The organism is Halorussus gelatinilyticus (assembly GCF_023238445.1).
Classification (GTDB): Archaea; Halobacteriota; Halobacteria; order Halobacteriales; family Haladaptataceae; genus Halorussus; species Halorussus gelatinilyticus.
This window is the reverse complement of the sequence record NZ_CP096658.1, coordinates 109,403-129,783: the sequence shown is the minus strand read 5'-3', so window position 1 is coordinate 129,783 and position 20,381 is coordinate 109,403. Positions and strand designations below refer to the sequence as shown.

General features: G+C 66.1%; 21 protein-coding genes and 1 tRNA gene. 11 read left to right on the top strand and 11 right to left on the bottom strand.

Features of this window, described 5'->3' with window-relative positions; translation table 11 throughout:
• Nucleotides 1–150: 150 nt before the first annotated feature.
• Nucleotides 151–636, bottom strand: a complete 486-nt coding sequence (locus M0R88_RS00625; RefSeq protein WP_248655032.1) for a DUF309 domain-containing protein — start codon at nucleotides 634–636, stop codon at nucleotides 151–153.
• A gap of 145 nt (nucleotides 637–781) precedes the next feature.
• Between M0R88_RS00625 and M0R88_RS00620 the strand changes: the two genes are divergently transcribed.
• Nucleotides 782–1,561: a PHP domain-containing protein gene (locus M0R88_RS00620; protein ID WP_248655031.1), complete on the top strand. Its 780-nt coding sequence runs from the start codon at nucleotides 782–784 to the stop codon at nucleotides 1,559–1,561.
• 7 nt (nucleotides 1,562–1,568) lie between these two features.
• Here M0R88_RS00620 and M0R88_RS00615 read toward each other — a convergent pair whose 3' ends face one another.
• Both M0R88_RS00615 and M0R88_RS00610 read right to left on the bottom strand, forming a co-directional pair.
• On the bottom strand, nucleotides 1,569–1,829 hold the full coding sequence (locus M0R88_RS00615; protein WP_248655030.1) for a hypothetical protein: 261 nt from the start codon (nucleotides 1,827–1,829) through the stop codon (nucleotides 1,569–1,571).
• Between the two features lie 529 nt (nucleotides 1,830–2,358).
• Nucleotides 2,359–2,443: transfer RNA gene (locus tag M0R88_RS00610), tRNA-Leu, on the bottom strand.
• Between the two features lie 453 nt (nucleotides 2,444–2,896).
• On the opposite strand from M0R88_RS00610, the gene M0R88_RS00605 reads away from it, so the two are divergent.
• From M0R88_RS00605 to M0R88_RS00595, 3 genes are all read left to right on the top strand, one after another.
• On the top strand, nucleotides 2,897–3,691 hold the full coding sequence (locus tag M0R88_RS00605; protein ID WP_248655029.1) for an inositol monophosphatase family protein: 795 nt from the start codon (nucleotides 2,897–2,899) through the stop codon (nucleotides 3,689–3,691).
• 93 nt (nucleotides 3,692–3,784) lie between these two features.
• The gene (locus M0R88_RS00600; RefSeq protein WP_248655028.1) at nucleotides 3,785–4,249 is read left to right on the top strand and encodes an Lrp/AsnC family transcriptional regulator; all 465 of its coding nucleotides are present in this window, start codon (nucleotides 3,785–3,787) and stop codon (nucleotides 4,247–4,249) included.
• A 147-nt stretch (nucleotides 4,250–4,396) separates the two neighbouring features.
• A complete protein-coding gene (locus M0R88_RS00595; RefSeq protein WP_248655027.1) occupies nucleotides 4,397–5,524 on the top strand; it encodes a DUF63 family protein in 1,128 nt (375 codons plus the stop codon).
• Between the two features lie 13 nt (nucleotides 5,525–5,537).
• On the opposite strand, the gene M0R88_RS00590 is transcribed toward M0R88_RS00595, so the two are convergent.
• From M0R88_RS00590 to M0R88_RS00565, 6 genes are all read right to left on the bottom strand, one after another.
• Nucleotides 5,538–5,735 (bottom strand): hypothetical protein, encoded by a 198-nt coding sequence (locus M0R88_RS00590; RefSeq protein WP_248655026.1) that lies wholly within the window; start codon nucleotides 5,733–5,735, stop codon nucleotides 5,538–5,540.
• Nucleotides 5,736–5,841: 106 nt separating this feature from the next.
• Nucleotides 5,842–6,933: a DUF2332 domain-containing protein gene (locus M0R88_RS00585; RefSeq protein ID WP_248655025.1), complete on the bottom strand. Its 1,092-nt coding sequence runs from the start codon at nucleotides 6,931–6,933 to the stop codon at nucleotides 5,842–5,844.
• 46 nt (nucleotides 6,934–6,979) lie between these two features.
• Nucleotides 6,980–7,924 (bottom strand): hypothetical protein, encoded by a 945-nt coding sequence (locus M0R88_RS00580; RefSeq protein ID WP_248655024.1) that lies wholly within the window; start codon nucleotides 7,922–7,924, stop codon nucleotides 6,980–6,982.
• 82 nt (nucleotides 7,925–8,006) lie between these two features.
• Nucleotides 8,007–9,827, bottom strand: coding sequence for a YcaO-like family protein (locus M0R88_RS00575; RefSeq protein ID WP_248655023.1), 1,821 nt, complete (start codon nucleotides 9,825–9,827; stop codon nucleotides 8,007–8,009).
• Between the two features lie 80 nt (nucleotides 9,828–9,907).
• Nucleotides 9,908–10,732 carry a transcriptional regulator TbsP gene (gene tbsP / locus M0R88_RS00570; protein ID WP_248655022.1) on the bottom strand — a complete coding sequence of 275 codons (825 nt, stop codon included), beginning with the start codon at nucleotides 10,730–10,732 and terminating at the stop codon, nucleotides 9,908–9,910.
• Nucleotides 10,733–11,190: 458 nt separating this feature from the next.
• Nucleotides 11,191–12,717 carry a hypothetical protein gene (locus M0R88_RS00565; RefSeq protein WP_248655021.1) on the bottom strand — a complete coding sequence of 509 codons (1,527 nt, stop codon included), beginning with the start codon at nucleotides 12,715–12,717 and terminating at the stop codon, nucleotides 11,191–11,193.
• Nucleotides 12,718–12,828: 111 nt separating this feature from the next.
• Here M0R88_RS00565 and M0R88_RS00560 point away from each other — a divergent pair, with 111 nt between their 5' ends.
• The 3 genes from M0R88_RS00560 (at nucleotide 12,829) to M0R88_RS00550 (ending at nucleotide 15,762) form a co-directional block, all read left to right on the top strand.
• On the top strand, nucleotides 12,829–13,149 hold the full coding sequence (locus M0R88_RS00560) for a hypothetical protein (RefSeq protein ID WP_248655020.1): 321 nt from the start codon (nucleotides 12,829–12,831) through the stop codon (nucleotides 13,147–13,149).
• 262 nt (nucleotides 13,150–13,411) lie between these two features.
• A complete protein-coding gene (gene glyA / locus M0R88_RS00555) occupies nucleotides 13,412–14,659 on the top strand; it encodes a serine hydroxymethyltransferase (RefSeq protein ID WP_248655019.1) in 1,248 nt (415 codons plus the stop codon).
• Nucleotides 14,660–14,868: 209 nt separating this feature from the next.
• On the top strand, nucleotides 14,869–15,762 hold the full coding sequence (locus M0R88_RS00550; RefSeq protein WP_248655018.1) for a bifunctional methylenetetrahydrofolate dehydrogenase/methenyltetrahydrofolate cyclohydrolase: 894 nt from the start codon (nucleotides 14,869–14,871) through the stop codon (nucleotides 15,760–15,762).
• A 14-nt stretch (nucleotides 15,763–15,776) separates the two neighbouring features.
• Here M0R88_RS00550 and M0R88_RS00545 read toward each other — a convergent pair whose 3' ends face one another.
• Both M0R88_RS00545 and M0R88_RS00540 read right to left on the bottom strand, forming a co-directional pair.
• Nucleotides 15,777–16,445 carry a hypothetical protein gene (locus M0R88_RS00545; RefSeq protein ID WP_248655017.1) on the bottom strand — a complete coding sequence of 223 codons (669 nt, stop codon included), beginning with the start codon at nucleotides 16,443–16,445 and terminating at the stop codon, nucleotides 15,777–15,779.
• Between the two features lie 525 nt (nucleotides 16,446–16,970).
• The gene (locus M0R88_RS00540; protein ID WP_248655016.1) at nucleotides 16,971–17,762 is read right to left on the bottom strand and encodes a DUF7117 family protein; all 792 of its coding nucleotides are present in this window, start codon (nucleotides 17,760–17,762) and stop codon (nucleotides 16,971–16,973) included.
• A 196-nt stretch (nucleotides 17,763–17,958) separates the two neighbouring features.
• On the opposite strand from M0R88_RS00540, the gene M0R88_RS00535 reads away from it, so the two are divergent.
• From M0R88_RS00535 to M0R88_RS00520, 4 genes are all read left to right on the top strand, one after another.
• Nucleotides 17,959–18,210 carry a hypothetical protein gene (locus M0R88_RS00535; RefSeq protein ID WP_248655015.1) on the top strand — a complete coding sequence of 84 codons (252 nt, stop codon included), beginning with the start codon at nucleotides 17,959–17,961 and terminating at the stop codon, nucleotides 18,208–18,210.
• Nucleotides 18,211–18,327: 117 nt separating this feature from the next.
• A complete protein-coding gene (locus M0R88_RS18715; protein WP_438267218.1) occupies nucleotides 18,328–18,816 on the top strand; it encodes a DUF7528 family protein in 489 nt (162 codons plus the stop codon).
• Nucleotides 18,817–18,930: 114 nt separating this feature from the next.
• Nucleotides 18,931–19,857 (top strand): DUF1028 domain-containing protein, encoded by a 927-nt coding sequence (locus tag M0R88_RS00525; RefSeq protein WP_248655013.1) that lies wholly within the window; start codon nucleotides 18,931–18,933, stop codon nucleotides 19,855–19,857.
• Between the two features lie 144 nt (nucleotides 19,858–20,001).
• Nucleotides 20,002–20,148: a DUF8555 family protein gene (locus M0R88_RS00520; protein ID WP_202932593.1), complete on the top strand. Its 147-nt coding sequence runs from the start codon at nucleotides 20,002–20,004 to the stop codon at nucleotides 20,146–20,148.
• Nucleotides 20,149–20,381: the final 233 nt, after the last annotated feature.

Below are 20,381 nucleotides of genomic sequence, written 5' to 3'. Positions count from 1 at the left end.
CAATCCGCGAGCAGTCGAGGGACCGCTCTGTCACGACCAACGACGCCGCGTCTATATAAGTTGTCGATTCTAGTTGATTACGCATACGAATAACGAGATAAACTACGGGAATCGGCGGACGTGAGCGTAGCGCTGCCGTTCGGGAAACCGTCACTCCAGCGATTCGGCGTAGGCGAAGTCCGAGTTATCTGCGGCCGGGAACGCGCCGTCCAACTCTATCTGCCACCCCTCCAAGACGGTCGGGTCCTCCAGCGCACGGGTCATCGTCTCGCGCACGTCCAGCAGGTCCACGCCGTAGTAGTCGCGGGGCACGCCGTGGAGGTACTGGAGCGCCGTCTCGAACAGCGAGCGCATCCCGCCGTCGTCCTCGAAGTCGAAGTGCTTGTACGCGCCCGCCGCGACCTGCACCATCCCGTGGAGGAACTTGCTCTCGGTGGTCCCGCTCCCGTAGTTGTACCACTCGTCCTCGAAGCAGTCGTGCGATTCGTGGAACTCGCCGGCGTTGAACAGCCGAACTCCGTGGACCGTCGCCCGACGGAGCGTGTCGTGTTCCCAGTGGCCCTCCGCGGGGAGCCACCCGGTCGGCGTCCCGACTCGGGGCGGGCCGACCGACTCGTCGCGGGTGTGGTCGTCCATAGTCGAACGTCGGTCCGAAGCGGCGTAAGGTGCGGGGTTCACGAGACGTACTGGAGTTCGCCGCGAGAGCGGGGGAGGACGGAACGCTGTAACACCTTCTGAGGCGCACCACAACAGATACGCCGGTTCGGGTCGAAAGGCGAACGTGTCCGTCGTCCACGACTACCACGTCCACTCGAACTACTCGGACGGCACCCCGATGCCCCGGATGCTCGCCGCCGCCGAAGACGCCGGCCTCCGCGCAGTCGGGTTCGCCGACCACTGCAACGTCTCCGAGCGCGACCACCTTCGGACCAGCAAGCGCGAGTACGGCATCAACCTCGACCGAACGTATCCGTTCCGCCGGGAGGGCATCGAGTCGCTGCGCGACCGGTACGACCTCCGGGTCTTCGACGCGGTGGAGATGGACTACGACCCGCGAGACGAGTCCGAAATCGCCGCGTTCCTCGACGAGGCCGACTTCGACTACGCCGTCGGGAGCGTCCACCGCGTCGAGGGGACCAACGTCCAGCGGAGTTCCCCCTTCGCGGACCTCTCGGAGCGCGAGCGGCAGGCCTTCGTGGACGACTACTACGAGCGTCTCTCGGACCTCGTGGAATCGGAACTGTTCGCCATCGTGGCTCACGTGGATCTGCCCGAGCGCACGCCCGAACTCCGGGGGTACACCACGCCGGACCACCACGCGATGCTCGCCGACGCCCTCGCCAGCTCGCGGACGGTCCCCGAACTCAACGCCGGACGCGTCCGCCGGGACTACGGGCAGTTCCACCCCGCGCCGGACCTCTGGGCGGCGCTCCGCGAGCGCGGCGTCGAGTTCGTCGCCGGGTCGGACTCCCACGACCCCGACGAGATTCCCGCGCGAAAGCGCGAACTGGACGAGTACTTCGCCGAGCGCGAGGCCGACCCGGTAGTGCTGTTCGAGTAGGTCCCGTTCAGGCGTGTCCGTCGTCCTCGACCGCGTGTGAACTCGATTCGAGGAGGTCGAGCGCGCGAGCGAAGGCCTCCTCGCTGGTCTCGAACTCACCTTCGTGGGTCCACTCGTCGTCGGCCATCGTGTACACGTCGAAGTCGCCGCCGCGGTACTCGTGGGACTCGACGTAGAGTTCGCGCTCGACGCTCCCGTCGTCGTCCGCGAGCAACCAGACGCCGATTTCCTTGCCGCCTTCGAGGTCCCGCCGTCGGTGCCACTTCATCGCTTCCCCTCACGGTTTACACGTAGTTAGCTCTTGACGCGCGACGAACTGCGAGGATGCGCTCGGTGACGTAAACGACCGGCGAACGCTCGGTGACGCAAAAACTCGTTTGGGTGTCTGCGCGAGTGAAGCGAGTGCAGGCTCGGAGGACGCGGTTTGTCCTCCAGTGGACTGAAAGGGGCCGCCCGCTCGCGTCCAATTTAGTCGTCTCCGCAAGCTACTATCCGAGACGAACCGAAGGTGAGTCGAGGATATCTTGCGGAGCGACCGCGAGCGGGCGGGGGCTTTCTAGAACGTCTTCGTCGAGTTCTCGAACCAGTTCCGAATCGTGGGAAACGTGTAAGCTATTTCGAGGGCAAGATACAGTTCTTCTCCGAACCGAGAGCAGTCGCTACGAGGTTAGCACCCGAGGAATGTTGCGAGGGCCCGCGTGGGCCGTAGTTTGCGAGGGCAAGACGCTCCGAAGCGGTCTTGCTTGCACTTTCGGACGTGGCAAAGCCACGCTACGTGGCAGAACCACGCCATCGAGTGCGAGGGAAGGGATTCGAACCCTTGGACCCCTACGGGAGCGGATCTTGAGTCCGCCGCCGTTGGCCAGGCTTGGCTACCCTCGCACGCGGTCTCCGTCTGGGGTTCGCGCCTGACGTGTGTCCCTAAAACGGCGGGTATATAAACCTCCTACGGTGTCGGATTCGGGGACTAGCGCGTCGGTTCGGCGGACTAGATGGTCCGCATCGCGGAACGACACGAGAGTCGAGAGAACGTGACTACTTCCGACACGACGGGACCGCACTGCAGCACGGCGGACTATCGCCGACTCCTTTCAGACCGCGACCGCACTGCACCGCACCGCGACCGCGGGCCACGTCCTCTCCACCCGATTGCGCTACTCGGCCACGGCCTGCGTTGCTCGTCCCTCGCGCGCTGATGGCGCGCCGCCGGTCGGCGACGCGCCAGCGCGCGCCTGAGTGACCCGTTCGCTCTCCGAAACGGACTTCCGTCTCGTGTTCCGGACCCGAAGCCGCCGAACCGACAGGGCTTTTCCCGCGACGACCGACCACGGAAACATGACCGACGACGCCGACGAGCGCCTCGCGGTGGCGAAGCGCGCCGCGAGCGCGGGAAGCGAAGTCGCCGCCGAGAGTTTTCGAGGCGGCATCGAAGTCGAGACCAAATCGGAGAAGACCGACGTCGTGACCGAGGCCGACCGCCAGACCCAGCGCCGCGTCATCGAAGTCGTCCGCGAGGAGTATCCCGACGACGCGATAGTCGGCGAAGAGGAGGACGAACTGAAGGCGGTGCCCGACGAGGGCGACGCGTGGGTGATAGACCCCATCGACGGCACGAACAACTACGTCCGATCGATTCCGGTCTGGACGACCAGCGTCGCGGCGGTCCGGGACGGCGAACCCGTCGCGGCGGTCAACGACTGTCCCGCGCTCGGGGACACCTACGTCGCCGGACGAGACGGCGTTCGGCGCAACGGCGAACCAGTCTCGGTCAGCGAGAAGACCGACCCCGAGACGTTCGCCGTCGCGCCGACCATCTGGTGGGGGTTCGACCGGCGCGACGAGTACGCCGGGGTCTGCGAGGGGTTGCTCGAGCGGTTCGCCGACATCCGGCGGTTCGGGTCGGCGCAGGTCACGCTCGGGATGGTCGCGGCTGGGTCGCTCGAAGGCGCGGTGACGAACGTGGACCCGAACCCGTGGGACACCGTGGCTGGCGTCCACATGGTCCGGCAGGCCGGGGGAACTGTCACCGACCTCCACGGCGACCGGTGGCGACACGACTCCGAGAGCCTCGTCGCCTCGAACGGCGAGGCCCACGACGAACTGGTGGCCGCCGTCCGAGACGTCGCCTGAACCATATTGTGTCGTTTCACCGAGAACGCAACCCCCCGTTTCTGGCGAGGTGAATTCTAAGGATATTTAGTCTGAAAGAATCTGATGTAGGATATGGAACTCGATGATACCGACCGAGAAATCTTAGAAGCATTACAGGAGGACGCGCGAACGCCGTTCAGCGAGATCGCGCGCCGCATCGACATGTCCAGCGCGACGGTCCACGACCGGGTCAACCGGATGGAGGAAGCGGGCGTCATCGAGGGGTACCACGCGAAGGTAGACCCGAAGGCGCTCGACTACGGTATCTCGGCAGTCGTCGGCCTGCAGGTCGAACAGGGTCAGGAACAGGACACGCTCGGTCGCCTCGAAGGCATCGACGGCGTACAGGAAGTCCACCTCACGACCGGTTCGTGGGACGTGCTGATGCGGGTCTACGCCGAGGACGCCGACCGACTCCGAGAGCTGATGTTCGAGAACATCGCCCAGATGGACGGCTTCGCGCGCTCTCAGACGATGGTCATCCTCGGCACGCCCTACGAGACCGAGGAGTTGCCCATCGACGGTAGCGAGGTCTGAGACCGAGGCTCGTTCGATAGCGTTCGCCGCGACCCGTGCCGCCTTCGACCGGACCCGCCGACGTCCCGGCCAGATTCGACTCCGTGACGAGCGACCGAGACGACCGAGACCGGAACCGTAAAACCGTCGGCTTTCGCCTTGACAAACATGAGTACCGTGACCGAAGGAATGGACTCCGAGCAACTCTGGGGTGGGACGGTCGCCGCGCTGTTGGTCGCGCTCGTCGGCGGCGTCCTCGTCTTTCCGGAGCGCGTCTACTACGGATTCGTCTGGCACTACTTCTGGGGGCCGGTCGTCGCCGACGCCAAGAGCGCCCAGTGTGCGGCCTACGCCGACGGTTCGGTAAGCTTCCTCTACGAGTCGAGCGCCTGCGCGGCCGCGCCGGAACCGGTCGCGTACCCCGGCTACACGCTGGTCTCGGAGGTCGGCTACGCGCTGACGATGCTGCTTGCGCTGCTGGGCATCGTCTTCATGCTCCGGCGACTCGAGGTCGGACGGGACCGCGGCCTGTTCTACGCGCTGTTCCCCTACATGCTGTTCGGGGGCGCGCTCCGCGTGATAGAGGACGCCTTCGATGCCCTCGACCCGGCTCAGGCCGCCATCTCGTTCCCGTGGAACACCCTCATCATCAGCCCCGTCATCTACTTCACGATGTTCGCCGTCACGCTGGCGGCCCTGCTGGCGAGCGTCTGGCTCCGCAACTCCGGCGCGACCGAGGGCTACCGGTACACCCTCGCGGGTATCGGCACGGCGCTGCTCTCCGCGTCGGTCGGTTACCTCGGTTTCCTCGCGGTCACGACCGACTACGTGGACTTCTTCCCCCAGATTACGGTCGTCGTCCTCGTCGGCGCGACCCTCGTGACGTGGCTGACGTGGGAGGGTCTCACCCGCTACGCGCCCGAGGTCAACGAGGGGACGGGCAAGATGGGCATCGTCGTCATCTGGGCGCACGCGGTTGACGGCGTCGCCAACGTCGTCGGCATCGACTGGGCGCGAGAGCTGGGACTGCCCGCCGACCTCGTTCCCAAACACCCCGTCAACCGATTCCTCATCGGCGTGGGCGAGCAGTTCCCCGAACCGGTCGTGGAGCTAATCGGCACCGCGTGGCCCTTCCTGCTGGTCAAAATCGTGGCCGCGGTCTTCGTCGTCTGGGTGTTCGACGAGGGCATCTTCGAGGAGAGTCCGCGCTACGCCATCCTGTTGCTCGTGGCCATCGTCGCGGTCGGTCTCGGTCCCGGCACGCGCGACATGCTCCGCGCGACGTTCGGCATCTGAGAAAAACAGCGTTTCAGTTTTCGAGTCGTTCTAACGTCGGTTCCGGAAAGTAGCGCCCCCCGCAGTTCGGACACTCCGCGACCTCCAGCGATTCGGCCGCGCCGAGTTCCGGAGAGTCCGAGTCATCGACTTCCAACACCTCGCCCGACACCTCGCGGCGGGTCAGCGACGCGCCGCAGGTCGCACAGTCGAGGTCGTACTCCGAAGTCATCCCCGTACCCCCGAGTAATCGGTCGTCAAAAATGCTGTCATACGCTAGCACGTACTACAAGGCAAGGCATAAAACCCCTGCTTACGAAAACTATCGGTTCGCGTCCTCACTCGTCCCACGTTATCCACGCGCCGTGTTGTTGGTAGACGCCGAGGCGTTCGGTTTGCAACTCCGCTCGCTCGCGGTCCTCCGATTTCGAATCTCCCTCGACGGTCGTCAGCGTGAGGTCGATGGCTTGCTCGTACTCGCTGGCGGTCAAGTCGCCCGAGACGACGTAGAGGTCGCGGTCCGCGCCCAGCTCCGCCACGAGCGCGTCGAAGCGGTCGCGGGCCGCCTCGTCCAACTGGTAGCGAACCTGCGTGTCGAACAGGCAGACCGGCCGGTCGTCGGGAATCTCGGCGAGAACCGTCGGGAGGAGGTCGAGCGCGTCGCCCTCCCGGAGGTCGGGCGGGTGCTCGCGGGCGACTCGAATGGCGCTCCGGAGCGTCCGATGGCGGTCGTCGTGTTCGGGCCACACCAGCGAGCGGAGCCACCGCGCGTCGGCGTCGTCGGTCACGTCCAGCGGGTTCAGGTCCACGCCGACCCGCGAGGCGACCGGCGGGGCGTTCTCGGGGAGCGGCGGGTCGCCCTCGTGCACCGTCGACTCGACGCGGACCGGCGAGTCGAGGGTCCCGTAGCGTCCGCCCGGGCCGTAGTCGTAGCCGTACCGGTCCCACAGCAGGTTCAGGCCTGCACTCGGTCCGACTTCGACCAGCGCGAGCGGTTCGCGCGCGTCGCGGGCGCACCCGCGACTCGCGTGCCGCGACACCTCCTCGAACGCCGGAAGCAGGGCGGCACACCGCCGGACGCTGTTGGTCTGAGTCCGGCGGGTCGTCGTCAGGTTCCGAATCGCGTCGGCGTTCGAGAGGCAGAACTCCCGGAACGCGGGAACCGGGTCCCGTTCGGCGGGGTCGGTCGGGTGGTCGGTGACGGTGGGGTAGAAGTCCGCCAGCGACGATTCGTTGCCGGACAGGAGTAGGAACTGCACCGCCGCGAACAGCAGGTGGGCGGGCGACCGGTCGTCGGGAGGAGCGCTGGCGAGGTCGAGGAGGTCGGGGTCGGCGGCGACCCCGCGCGCGAGTCGCTCGTACAGCGGCGAGGTGCCGACGCACCAGTCGGCGAACCACTCGAAGTGGCCGGACAAGTCGTCGCGGTTCATAGCGACGATTCGTATTTCGGCGACTTAACATTTGGTCGAACGGCGGTCACGACCGGAGTCGGACGACCAGTCCCTCCGCGCCCGCGGTCGTGACGCAGGAGACGAACGCGATGGTCCCCAACTTCCCGCCTGCGCCGGCGAGCGCGGCCGTGACGGCGACGAAGACGAGTCCGCAGACCGCCCCGGCCAGCGCGACGCGCGCCTCGCCGTCGAGTCGCCCGGTGGAGGTCATGCCGACGAACGAGGCGCAGAACGCCGCCGCGGCCAGCGTCCCGCCCGACACGCCCGAAACCGCCGGGAGACCGAGACCCGCCGCGAGTCCGACGAGCGCGGACCCGACGACCGCGCCGAGGTCGAGACGGAGGCTCAGGACGGCGGTCACGACGGCACCCGCGACCGACACCGGGACCACGACGAGCGCGTCGGTCCACGCGAGCGCGCTTCCGGCGGCGAAGTCCGCGCCGGTAAGTACGGCCGTCGTCGCGCACCCGAAGAGCGCGAGCGTCCCCAACTTCCCGCCGAAGCCGTCGAACGCGCGCTCGGCCGCGACGAACGCGACGCCGGAGAGCAGGCCCGCGAGCGCGAGGTAACCGACCGACGGGAAGAGGTCGGGCGAGGCCATGCCGACGAACGATCCGCAGTAGGCCGGAACGCCGATTCGGGGCGTGGCGACTCCCGCAACGAGGCCGACGAGCGCCGAGGCGACGACCGGTCCGAGACCGAACCGGACGCTCAGGACGTAGGTGAGGACCGCCGCGGCGAGGACCGCGAACGCGTCGCGGAGGTCGCCCAGTTCGAGTTCGTAGGTGTCGGCCGCTTCGAGCGCGCGCTCCCGTTCGGTCGCCGCGGCGACGCCCCCGGCGAGGACCACTCCCCCTTCGAGACCCACGACCGCGGCCGAGACGCCGCCGGAGAACAGCGCGCTGGCGAGCAACGCGACCGGCGTGACCAACAGGACGGCGTAGCCCGCGAGACGAGTCGGCGCGTACACGCCATCCCGTAGTCAGGCGACCCGTAAAGCGGCTTGCGGTTCCGGGTCGGATTGCCGCGAGAAACGTCGTCGGGCCGACGGCTCAGGGGTACGGATGCAGGTCTCGGTCCGGCCGGAACTCGAAGCCCAGTTCCGGGGGCACTTCGCGCGACCGCTCGCCGAAGAACGACTCGCCGGTGAACAGCGGTTGGGCCGCCGGAACAAGTACCCGAACCGCCTCGAACCCGAGTCGCTCTACGTCGCGGGTCGTCAGGCGCGCGGCGTAGGCCGACAGGTCGGCGTCCGCGAGACGCCCCAGGAGCGCGTGGAGTTCCGCCTCGCCGACGGGCGGGTCGGCCGGGCCGACGCTCGCCGCGGGAATCGACGTATCGGCGGCGACGAACTCCCGAGCGGTGTCGGGGAAGTCGGCGTACCGGCCGATTGCACCGTCGGCGTCGGCGGCGTCGTCCTCGCCCATCGAGCGCAGTTCCATCCAGTTCTGGAGCGCCTCGGCGAGCGCCGCGGTCGCGGCCGCCTCCGGGTCGAGGTCGGCGTCGGACCCGACCGCGAATCGGGGCCACGCGCCCTCGCGGTGGACCGCGACCGCGACGACCGGCACGTCCGCGTCCTGCGTGACCAACAGGGGCGTGACCTCCAAGTTCTCCGCGCGTGCGCGCGACCGAAGCGCGTCGAATCGCTCGTCCTCGACCGCGAGTTCGAGCGGGTCGAAGGTGGAGTACCACGAGAGCATCGTTGCGTCGCGCTCGATGACCTCGTACAGGCCGGCGAGCAGGGCCTCGACGGTCGAACTGCCGAGACCGAGACCGGTCGTGATGGAGGGCTTGTGGCGGACCTCGGGCGGCGGGAAGTGGACGAACTCGGCAGGGAGGTGGACTGCCTCGCCGCGGTGGAGGTTCCGCCCTTCGACCCACGCGAGTTCGTCGTCCGCGCTCGCGTCGCTCCAGCCCTCCGGCCGGACGAACTCGGCTGGCGGGACCACGGAGTCGGCCGCATCGAAGTCCGCCGCGCGCGCGGTCCGGAAGCCCGCTTCCCGGTAGACGCCCGCGGCGTAGCGTTCGAGCGCCTCGCCGAGCGCCTTCATCAGCGCGGCGTTCCAGTCGTCGGCGACGCCCGCGGCCTGCTCGGCGGCCTGCGCGTCGCTGAACCCCGACGTGTCGGCGAGTTGGGCGAGGTAGTACGGCGCGGGGAACGACTCGGCTTCGCCGATGGTCGAGACGAGACCGACGCGCTCGTCCACGGCCCGCTCGGCGCGCGCGAGCGCACCCTCCAGTTCGGTGTCGGCGTACGCGCGGTCGAGGGACGGCGAGAGACCGAGACTCCCCGACGACTCGTCGTCGCAGACCGCACAACCGGGCACGGGAAGCACGTTTCGTTCGGCGTGGGGCACCTCCACGACGCCGCCCAGAACCCGCGACTCGCCGCCCGAGAGGAGGGTCGCGGCCTCGCGCCCGGCGAGCGCGCCCGCGAAGCGCGCACTCGCCGGGTCGGAACCGGCCGAATCGGTCTCTTCCGAGACCGACTCGGCGTCGTCGGACGCCTCGCGCTCCGCGTCCAGATTCGCGGCGACGCGCGTCCGGAGGCAGTCCCAGCAGGCGGTCCCCGGCGCGAATCCGGAGACTGCCGCCGCTATCTGGAGGCTGTGGCCGCCGACGCCGCCGTGTTCGACCGCGAGCCACGGGGTTCCGCCGTCGCGGGCCGCGTGGTTCGCCGCGGCGAACCGCGCGTCGCGGCGGTCGTCGGCGGGGCGGTGGTCGTCGGCGTCACCGACGACCACCGCGAAGTCGGTCCCTGCGACCTGCTCTGGGGCACACTCGACGGTTTCGGCGTCTACGTCGGCGAGCGCGGCCGCCACGGCGTCGATTGCCGGACCCTCACCTACGAGTCCGACTGTCGGTGCGTTCATGGCGACATCGAGGAACGGAGACCGGAAAAACGCGGTGCTATCGCTCGGGGGCTACCGCGCGAAAAAGTGCGAGTTCGTGGTCAGTGCAGGAGGCTCTGGGCCGCGCTGGCGAGCTGGTCGGTGTCCGCGTTGCGGAGTTCGTCGTTGGCCAGCTTCAGGCGCAGGCGCGGGCGACCAACGTCGATGGGGACCTTCTCGGTCCCGATGAGACCCATGTCTTCGAGCTTGGTCTTCGTCCGCGAGAACGTCGCCTTGCTGGCGATGCCGACGTCCTCGCCCCACTTGCTGATGTCGTACAGCAAGGCCTCGTTCTTCGCCGCGACGAGCAGACTGATGGTAACCTCGTCGAGTCCGTCGCCGTCGCCACGCGCGGTCTCCATCGAGGACAGCACTTCGTCGAAGTCCTCTTGGGCGTCGGGGCTGATCTCGTCGCCGAGCGTGTCGCGGACGCGCGAGAGCGGCGGGGTGCGCAGCGAGAACTCGTCGGCGGCCTCGAACTGCGCGGAGTAGGAGTCGTAGGCTTCCGCGACGAACTCCTCGTCGTCGGCCGTGAGCCCGCCGACGCGGTCGTCGGCCGTCACGAGCGCGATGACGACTTCGTCGGTGACGAGCAGGGAGTTGCTCGGCACGTCGTCGGTGGTGCGCAGCGAGAGCGACCCCGCGTCGATGAGGTCTGCCGCGTTACTGCCGACGATGAAGTCCTCCATCACGTCTTTTAGCGTGCCCGACTGCGCGAGCATGCGCAGTTCCGGCAGGTCGCCCTCGTACTCCGTGGCGACGGTGATCAGCTCTTCGATAGCGTCCTTCGACGGGTTGACGACGAGCATCGATTCGGGCGCTTCGTCGATGACCGTCCGAAGGATTTCGGCGATTTCGTGGTCGAGTAAATTCGATTCGGTCTCCATGTACCGACAAACGTTTTACCCCTACTTAATTTTAACGTTAGTAACGGGGGGAAATCACGGATTATCCGGAGATACCAAGCAGTCACTTCGGCAATTCTAATCGAATTTCCGTGTCGGTTTTGGGTTCCACGCCTTCATGAAGTTTAAACAAGAAGTCGGGTGAAAACCGGGAGGAGACGCCGGGGTCGGCGGCGCGTCGTCTCGAATTCGGGCGGTCGGTGGATAGGTTTAATGGCCCCTTTCTTGGGTTATTCTGCTTCTACTCCCGCATGAAAGATACAAAACAATAAAGTAGTGGGGCTCTCTAACACGAACCAAGCCATGCGAGATAAGATTCGACAACGGGTCATGGAGAGTCCGCGAGCGATGAACGCAGCGTACGCAATAGTTATCGGTAGCTCGGTCGCCTTCGAGTTCGGAGTCAGTATCCAAGAGGCAACTGGTGCGACGGGCGGGCCCTAGTCCCCCTGTATTCGGCTTGAGAGTTCTTCAGACCAAAAGAGGTCGCCGTCGTACACGAACGGCGCTTTTGCCCGTTCTAAGAAGGCGAGGAGTTCGGATTGATTCACGGTGAAATTCGAACTTGACCCCTGCAATCGGGGTTTTTCTTTGCCGTTCCGATAGACCTCGTAAACGCCGCCGATGTGAGGTATCGAGAGATTCTTGTACTCGACCTCGTATCTGCCATCGTTCTTTTTGAGGGTAGCGAAACCGGGAAATCGGTTGTCGCACTGTATGAGTCGGTGTGTCCCATCGCCGACGACCGCGTAATCCTTTCCCATCATGATGCGACGACGTGCGAGTTGAATCGCACGGGCGATGTCGTAGCCGTGAATCAGTAGCCGGGCGAACGCCACGCCGACCTTCGCGGCCTGTTTATTCAGGACTTTCGTGAACGTTACTGCACCTGCGACACTACCCTGCCTTACGAGATCTCGGCCTTCGTAATACGACCCGCAGGCGTTCAAGAAGAACGTCTGAACCCTGCTTTCTTCGATATCCGACACCGCGAGATTTCCGTTCCGGCACCGAAGTCCGTCCTCCTCGCAGTGGCCTATGTAATGAACGAAGTCGTGTGGTGACTCTAGCACGTCGGCCAGTTCGGCCTTCGAGAGGTTCTCGTGGACCGTTACGTCTATCGCAAGGGCCTCTGCGCGCTTCGCATAGATTTCGGCGACCGTCTCGTGTTCGTCGGCCATTTCGTCGTCATTGAGGATGACGGTTACGTCGATATCGACGTCTTCTCGATGTAAGTAATCAAATCGGTTCTCGTACGCTTTCGGAACCGCTTTGAAAACGTCTATAGGTACGCCGTCGGCGAGCCAGCCGTTGACCTCTCCCTCGTGAAGCACTGGGTCCCGCCTATCGACCGATTTGACCGGGCCGGGTCCCTTCCGGACCGTTCCCGCGGCCGGTCTCGGAGCGGTCGGGTCAGGAGGACCTATCTCGGGGCTCTCACCGCGGTAGAAGTCGTCGATCGACTTGTTCAATAGCTCGTCCTTCTCCAGATCGGTCGATTCAGGCAGGTAGACGAGACTTAAATTGTCCAAGAAGTACGGGAGCGAAGCCGCGTTGTCCGGACGCGGATCGACGTGCATTGCAAGGTGCCATTCCGGCAGGTCGTCGTCGATGCGCTCGTAGGGGGCGTCGAGATAAGTGGCGAGCTGTTCGGCGGGCGAGGAGTCGTAGGTCTCCTCGGCGTCGATACCCACCTCGTCCAGCAACGGAAGTTCCGCGAGGTCCCAACTGTACTCGCCCGCGTTCCGGACGAGACAGTCGAGGAAGAACATGCGCCGAAGTACGTCGGCGACTTCGTGCTGAAAGCCGGGTAGTGGCGTGAACCGGCGCTCGACATCCGCTTCGGGTGCGCGAAGGACCGGCGACCGGCGGTCTTCGACGGTCATCTCGGCCTGTAGGTAGTACGCGAGCGGTGCCGCGACGAAGGCGTACTCGAAATCGTCGGGAATCGCCAACTCGATGCCCACGTCGAATCGCTCGTCGCGGACCGGTTTCGGAATCTCGGTCTCGCCGCCGAGTTCGACGCGCGGCGGATGGCCCCGAAGCGTCGGGTACGACCGGTCCGGACCCGTGACTTTGTGCGACGACGAGAGATACGTGACGGCAGTCGCCACGCCGTCGGGTGTCGGCGGGACGGTGAGGGTATCGACCGGTTCCTCGTGATGGCTTCGGAACCCGAAGGTTACGAGCGTCGGTTCCGAGAACGAAACGTGGAGTTCGTCGTACTCGTCCGTCTTCGAGATCGTCGCGGCCCCCGAAAAGCGGACGTAAGTCTTGATGTTGAGGCTGATGTTGAGCAGGTACTCGCCGTCCGAGAGGTCGAGCGGGTCGGCGTCGCCGCCGTGTTTGTACTCCTCGCCGGAGTCGAGACCGACCACTTTCACGAGCGCCGGCGGTAAGCGAAGTTCCGAGACGTGCCCGGAAACCGTCTCGTCGAGTGGACGGTCCACGTCGTAGCCCGCGCTCGCCGCGTCCCAGCCGGTCGTCTCGATACACACCTCCGTCTTCGTACGGTCGAACACGCGCAACCCGGAATCCGTCTCCTCCCACTCGATCATGTCGGCGTCGTACAACGTGTCTCACCGGGTCTTTATATTTTTGTCGCCCGGAGTCTCCCCCGCGAAAGGTAAGCTTATACTCCGGGATGCACCGATTTTGGGTATGGAGTACGACCGCGTCCGCGACGTAGACCCCGAGGTAGCAGACGCACTCGAAGCCGAAGTAGAGCGCCAGCGCGACACCTTGGAGATGATCGCCAGCGAGAACCACGTCAGCGAGGCCGTGATGGAGGCCCAAGGGAGCGTCCTCACCAACAAGTACGCCGAGGGCTACCCCGGTTCGCGGTACTACGGCGGGTGCGAACACGTCGATACCGTCGAGGAGTTGGCCATCGAGCGCGCGAAAGAGCTGTGGGGTGCGGAACACGTCAACGTCCAGCCCCACTCCGGGACGCAGGCGAACATGGCGGTCTACTTCGCCATGCTCGACCCCGGCGACAAGATTCTCTCGCTCGACCTGACCCACGGCGGCCACCTCAGCCACGGTCACCACGCCAACTTCACCGGCCAGTTGTACGAGGTCGAGCAGTACGAAGTGGACCCCGACACGGGGTATCTCGACTATGAGGCCCTGCGCGACCACGCCGAGGAGTTCGAACCGGACATCATCGTGTCCGGCTACTCTGCGTACCCGCGCGAGGTCGAGTGGGAGACGATTCAGGAGGCCGCCGACGCGGTGGACGCCTACCACCTCGCGGACATGGCCCACATCACGGGTCTCGTCGCCGCGGGCGAGCATCCCTCGCCGGTCGGCGTCGCCGACTTCGTGACCGGTTCGACGCACAAGACCATCCGCGCGGGCCGGGGCGGGATGGTGCTGTGCGACGAGGAGTACGCCGACGACATCGACTCCGCGGTGATCCCCGGCATGCAGGGCGGACCGCTGATGCACAACATCGCGGGGAAGGCGGTCGGCTTCCGGGAGGCGCTCGAACCCGAGTTCGAGGAGTACGCGAGCCAGACCGTCGCCAACGCGAAGGCGCTCGGGGAGAGCCTACAGGACCACGGCTTCGGTCTCGTCTCCGAGGGAACCGACACCCACCTCGTACTGGTGGACCTCCGCGAGTCCCACGAGGACGTGACCGGAAAGGACGCCGAAGAGGCCCTCGAAGACGTGGGCATCGTGCTGAACGCCAACACCGTCCCCGGCGAGACGCGCTCGCCGTTCGTCACGTCGGGCATCCGCGCGGGGACGCCCGCGCTGACGACCCGCGGGTTCGACGAGGAAGACTGCCGATACGTCGGCGACCTCATCGCGCGCGTCGTCAACAACATCGGAGACGAGGACGTGATGGGCGAGGTCGCGGAGGAGGTCCAGGAACTCTGCGAGGCGAACTCCATCTACGAGTAAGCAGTGTCACGGGCACGGTAACGGAGAATTAACGCGGTTAATTTCTGTCTTCTTAACATCTTCCCGCTTAATACTACGACGGCGGCGCGTAGCGAACGGTTCCGACACCGGCCACCCCGATGCAAGTTCGTGCATCGAATCGCTTCTCAGAGAGAGAAAATACGCACGAACCCGAGGGTTGAAGGCGCTCGGCGTCCCAGTTGCAGGTGATGACAGAGGTAATCGACGGCGACGCCGTCGCCGAGCGAATCCGCGACGACCTCCGGGACAGCATCGAGACGCTGGCCGACGAGGGCGTCGAAGTCGGACTGGCGACCGTCCTGATGAGCGACGACCCCGCGAGCGAGACCTACGTCTCGATGAAACAGCGCGACTGCGAGGAGGTCGGCATCGAGGGCATCCACGTCGAGATAGACCCCGACGCACCGGCCGAGGACCTCCACGAGACCGTCGCGGACCTCAACGACGACCCCGACGTCCACGGAATTTTGGTCCAGATGCCCGTCCCGGACCACGTGGACGACCGCGAGGTCCTCCGGGCCGTGGACCCCGAGAAGGACGTGGACGGCTTCCACCCAGAGAACGTCGGGCGACTCGTCGCGGGCCACGCGCGCTACCGACCCTGCACTCCCCACGGCGTCCAGAAACTGCTCGACTCGGCGGACGTCGAGACCGAGGGCGCGGACGTGACCGTCGTCGGCCGGTCGAACATCGTCGGCAAGCCGCTGGCCAACCTGCTCGTCCAGAAGGCCGAGGACGGCAACGCCACCGTGACGGTGTGCCACTCCCGGACCGACGACCTCGCGGCGAAGACTCGACAGGCCGACGTGGTGGTCGCGGCCTGCGGCGTCCCGGAGATGATAGACGGGTCGATGCTCTCGGAGGGGACGACGGTCATCGACGTGGGCGTCAACCGCGTGGACGCCGACAACGAGAAGGGCTACGAACTCGTCGGCGACGTGGACTTCGAGAGCGCGAAGGAGAAGGCCAGCGCCATCACGCCGGTCCCCGGCGGCGTCGGCCCGATGACCCGCGCGATGCTCCTCTACAACACGGTCAAGGCCGCGGGCCGACAGGAAGGCGTGGACGTGGACCTGCCCTGAATCGAGTCCCAACGCTACTCTCCGACGGACAACTCGAAGGTGTAGTCGCGGAACCCGTAGCGAGTCGCATCCGACGGCGTGACCGCGGAAAGGTACGTCTCGACCAGTTGCACGTCGTCGGTACGGCCGACGTATCGGACGGTATCGACGCCCTCGGTCGGCGCGTAGGAGAGCGTGTTCAGCAGGCCTGCGAGTTGGCGGACGTGTTCCGGTAAGAGCGGAACGTCGGCCGCACCCTCCACGAACGATGCTGTGAGTGTCTCGCGCTCGCTTTGGACAGTCTCGCTACGGACGATCAGCGACGACCCGTCGCGCGTAACCGAGGTTACGCCGTTCGTCGGCCGAATCGGGTTTCCGCTGCCAGCGAACCCGAACACCGCCGCGGCTACTCGCTCGGTATCTGGCACGGACTCGAAGTAGCCCCGCATCGACAGACCGTAGACACCGGGTCCGAGCCCACCGATTGTGATGTCGGACTCGGCGAAATACGCGTCTTGACCGCGGGCGACGCCATCGGTCGGTGAGAGACGATACTCGTGGGATTCACCGGGCGGAATACGATGTAGGGGTCCGGGAACCGCGAGCGGAGCGATACGCCGCCACCGACCTCCGTCCCACTTCTGCAGTGTCCAACGGTAATGATTCGTGACGAACCGTTCGTCGGCCGTATTTTCGACGGTCATCGTGACGGGACCGTCCGAGAGCGCCCCGACGGTCGGCGAAACCGCGATCCGAAGCCGACCGTCGTCATCGGGGCAGGTAGTCGGGGACTCGGCGAGTGACGCGCAGTCGCGGTGGGTCAGCCGTCGTTCGAACCGTTCGCTGACTCGGGGTCTCCGTGCCGGAGCCGTTAGAACCGGGACATCCGGCGAAGAGGCCGGACGCTGCGGCGAGGACCGTTCGTCGGCGCATCGTTGTGAGTACTCTGACCTGAGCAGTAAATGTCTATTGATGGTGGATTTCGTCCCGTAAGTTGTGAAAACCCAACTTTTCCTCGCGTAGCTATACGGTGTACGCCCGGACGAAATGAGAGTAGGACTCTGACCAGACCTGACTCGGAGGGCGGTCCCCGTCCGACCGGACACGAACCACTCGGTCGGACGGATGCTCGACTGGTCAATCCGCAACGACATCAGAACTGCAGTACAACGGTTCGTCTCCGGTGGGTAAGGGGAATCTCCTCGGATTCCGCGTCTCTTGCGACCGGTTCACTCCGCCAACCTGCCGAATCGGTCGCGCGCGCTGACGAGCGCGTCGTCGTCGCCCTCGCGGAGGTAGCGACTCACGTCGCGAGTCGCCGACACGAGCAGTTCCGCGTTCGCGGCGTTCACGTCACCGTCGAGTGCCTGCACGCGCTTGACGTGGTCGCCCAGCGTTTCGAGGGCGTCGCGGGCCTGTGCGCGGACCCCCGGTTCGCCGCTTTCTCCCTGCTCGTCCACCCAGTCGGCCATCTCGCGGCGGTACTCGGCCACCGCGTCGGCGTAGGCCAGTCCGCGAATCGGCTGCATCGACTTCGGCACCTCGTCTGGCGCGGGGCGTCGGTCGGGGCCAGTTTCGGTCGGCGAGTCGGCGTCGGTCGCCGACGCCGACTCGCCACCGGCGTCTGCGCCGCGCAGGAGCGCGAGGAAGTACCACTCCTCGTCGTCGCTCAGGTCCAGTCCGCGGCCCACCACGTCGGCGGCGTGGCGGAGTTCCTGGGCCGCGAGGTAGGTGTCGTCCAACGGCCGGAGGTCGCCGCCGCGCACGAACCCCCGCTTGCGGACGTACTCGGCCGCGAGGTCGCCCGCGCGGTCGGCGACCTCCCGGAGCGGTCGGGCGTCCACGTCCTCGCGGACCTCGGTCAGGTCGAACTCGACCGGGGTGTCGGTGTGGAGGTTGCGCTCTTCCTCGACGCCGACGCTCCGGAGGCTTCCGCAGTCCGGGCACTCGACGCTCCCCGTCTCGTAGTAGGACCACCGCGCGCCGCAGTCCTTGCACTCGCGCTGGCCGCGAACTTTCATGCGCCACGCTTGGTCGCCGCGACACAAAATACGGTCGCTCTCGGACCTCTTCCCGTCGCGCCCGCCCCATCGGTTGGCGCGCCCTAACCCGGCACGCTCGACGGTATTCGAGAATACCGGGCGCGTCGGCGTCGATACGCCGACGGTCCGCGGATATACCTCAAAACTTATACCAGAGAGTAGCGACAGACGAGGCATGGAAGCGGGCGACCAGCGCCGACCGCTCGAATTCCGAGTGCCGGTCTCGGAGCGTTTCTGGCGGGAGTACGGCGTCCACCTCGGTCTCCTGTTGCTGTCGCTGTCCGCCATGGCGGTAGTGATAGCGCGCGAACCCGGCGACGGCGTGGTCGTCGGACTGGTGTTCGTCGCGCTGTCGCTCGGCGCGGTGCTGGCGGGACTCGTGATGTACAACGTCGTCGTGGCCCTGCTCATCGCCGCGAAGTACTGATTCGGTCGGACCTGCCGACCCGGAGATTTAAGCCCGCGCTCCGACTACGGGCTGACGCAATGTCGAGCCACGGTCTCACCGAGGCGTCCGAGGATAGAGTAAGTCGCCAGTCGGCGGCTGGTCGAGAAATTCGCCGCGCAGTGTGACTCTTCTGAGCGCGAGCAGTCCGGTTCCGAGGAGCGCGACCGAACCGAGACGATCGCCGTCACCGTCGCGGGCGAGACTCACGAACTGAGCAGAGCCGAGGCCGAGCAGTTACAGTCGGCGCTCGGCGAGGCGCTGACCAAGCGCCGGGAGTTCGTACGCACCGTCGGAACCCACCGCGAGGACGGGAGTTACGTCGTGGAGCGCCGGCGAGCCGAGTCGTCGGGCCACCGGAAGGTCTTCGAGAGCTTCGCCGCGCTCCGGCGATTCTACGACGAGTTGCCCGAGGCGTTCACCGCCGCGGACGTGGAGCAGTCGGGGCTGACCGGCGGGCGCAGACACGTACTGGTCCACCACTTCGCGGAGCATCCCAGCTTCGACTGCGAACTCGCAAAGCGCCAGCCGTTGACCGCGCGCAAGACCGACGCGCCGCCGAATCGCGGGGGTGAAACCGGGGAGTGAGTACCGGTCGAGAAGCGAGTGCTGACGGAGGAGCGAGTACCGAACGGGGAGCGAGTACCGGAGACTGCTACCGCCGGCCGAACGCTTTTCGGCCGCACGGCCCTCCCGTCGGGCATGGAACCGCGACCATCCACGTTCTCCATCGTCGCGCGCGACCCCGACACCGAGGCGGTCGGCGTGGCCGTCCAGTCGAAGTTCGTCAGCGTCGGCTCCGTCGTGCCGTTCGCCAGCGCCGACGCGGGCGCGATAGCCACCCAGAGCTTCGCCAACGTCGCCTACGGCCCGGACGGGCTGGACCTGCTTCGAGAGGGGAAATCCGCCGCCGAGGTGGTCGAGGCGCTGACCGACGGCGACCCGGAGGCCGCCCAGCGACAGGTCGGCGTCGTCGGACGCGACGGCTCCGTCGCGGCGTTCACCGGCGACGAATGCTTCGAGTTCGCGGGCGACCGACAGGGCGAGACCTACACCGTGCAGGGCAACATCCTCGAAAACGAGGCGACCTTGGACGCGATGGAGGACGCCTACCGGGAAACGGAAGGCGGACTGCCCGAGAAACTCGTCGCGGCGCTCCACGCGGGCAACGAGGCGGGCGGCGACAAGCGCGGCGAGCAGAGCGCCGCGCTCTACGTCGTCAAACCCGAGGGCGGCTACGACGGCAAGAACGACCGCTGGATAGACGTGCGCGTGGACGACCACGAGGCTCCCATCGACGAACTCGAACGAGTGTTCAAGCTCTACGACGTGACCCTGCTGGAGCGCGAGGAACCCGACGACGTGCGGGAGCTTTCCGGCGAGACCGCCCGCGCGGTCACCGCGACGCTCGCGGACCTCGGGTTCTACGACGGCGAACCGACCGAGACGTTCGGCGAGACCGAGCGCGACGCGCTCGAAGAGTTCCGGGGCATGAACAACTTCGAGAACCACGACCTCGGAGTCGTCGAGGACGCGCTGGCCCGCGGATGGAGCGACGCCGAGGGCGAGGGCGAAGACCGGCTGGTGGACGCCATCTGGCACGGCCTGTCGCGCTTGGACCGGAAGTGACTCCGCCGCTCTCTAGCGTGTACTCCCCGGTCTTTCGGAACGAATCTCGATAATCGCCGGCAGCTACCTCCGGTCTCTCGACCCGACGAAACCCACGCGGCGTTCCCACCGAACTCATTACGCGCGAAACCCAATCGACGCTACATGAGAGACGAGGAGGAGATCCGCGAGCAGTACGAGTTCCTGAAAGAACACCTCGAAGACGAGGACATGCGCCACGAGGGTGTCCGCCAGATGTTCACGTACTACAAACGGGCGCTCGGGTGGGTTCTGGAAGAGGAACACATCTAAATAGGCTAACATTCTCGAAAATTTCACTGTCTCGGTTCTGAAACCGGTGTTTCGGACGGGTACCGGTACAAGGTTCCGGCGGCGTTAGGTTTAAGTCGTTAGGGCGTTTTGGTTCAGGTGACGCTTCGCTTGGAGGGCCGAAGCGTCAGCGGGGACCAATTCAGGGCGGCAAGCGGTTCGCGGGGCTTTTTCACCCCCGCGTGTTCCGCTTTCCTTTCCATATTCCTTTCGAG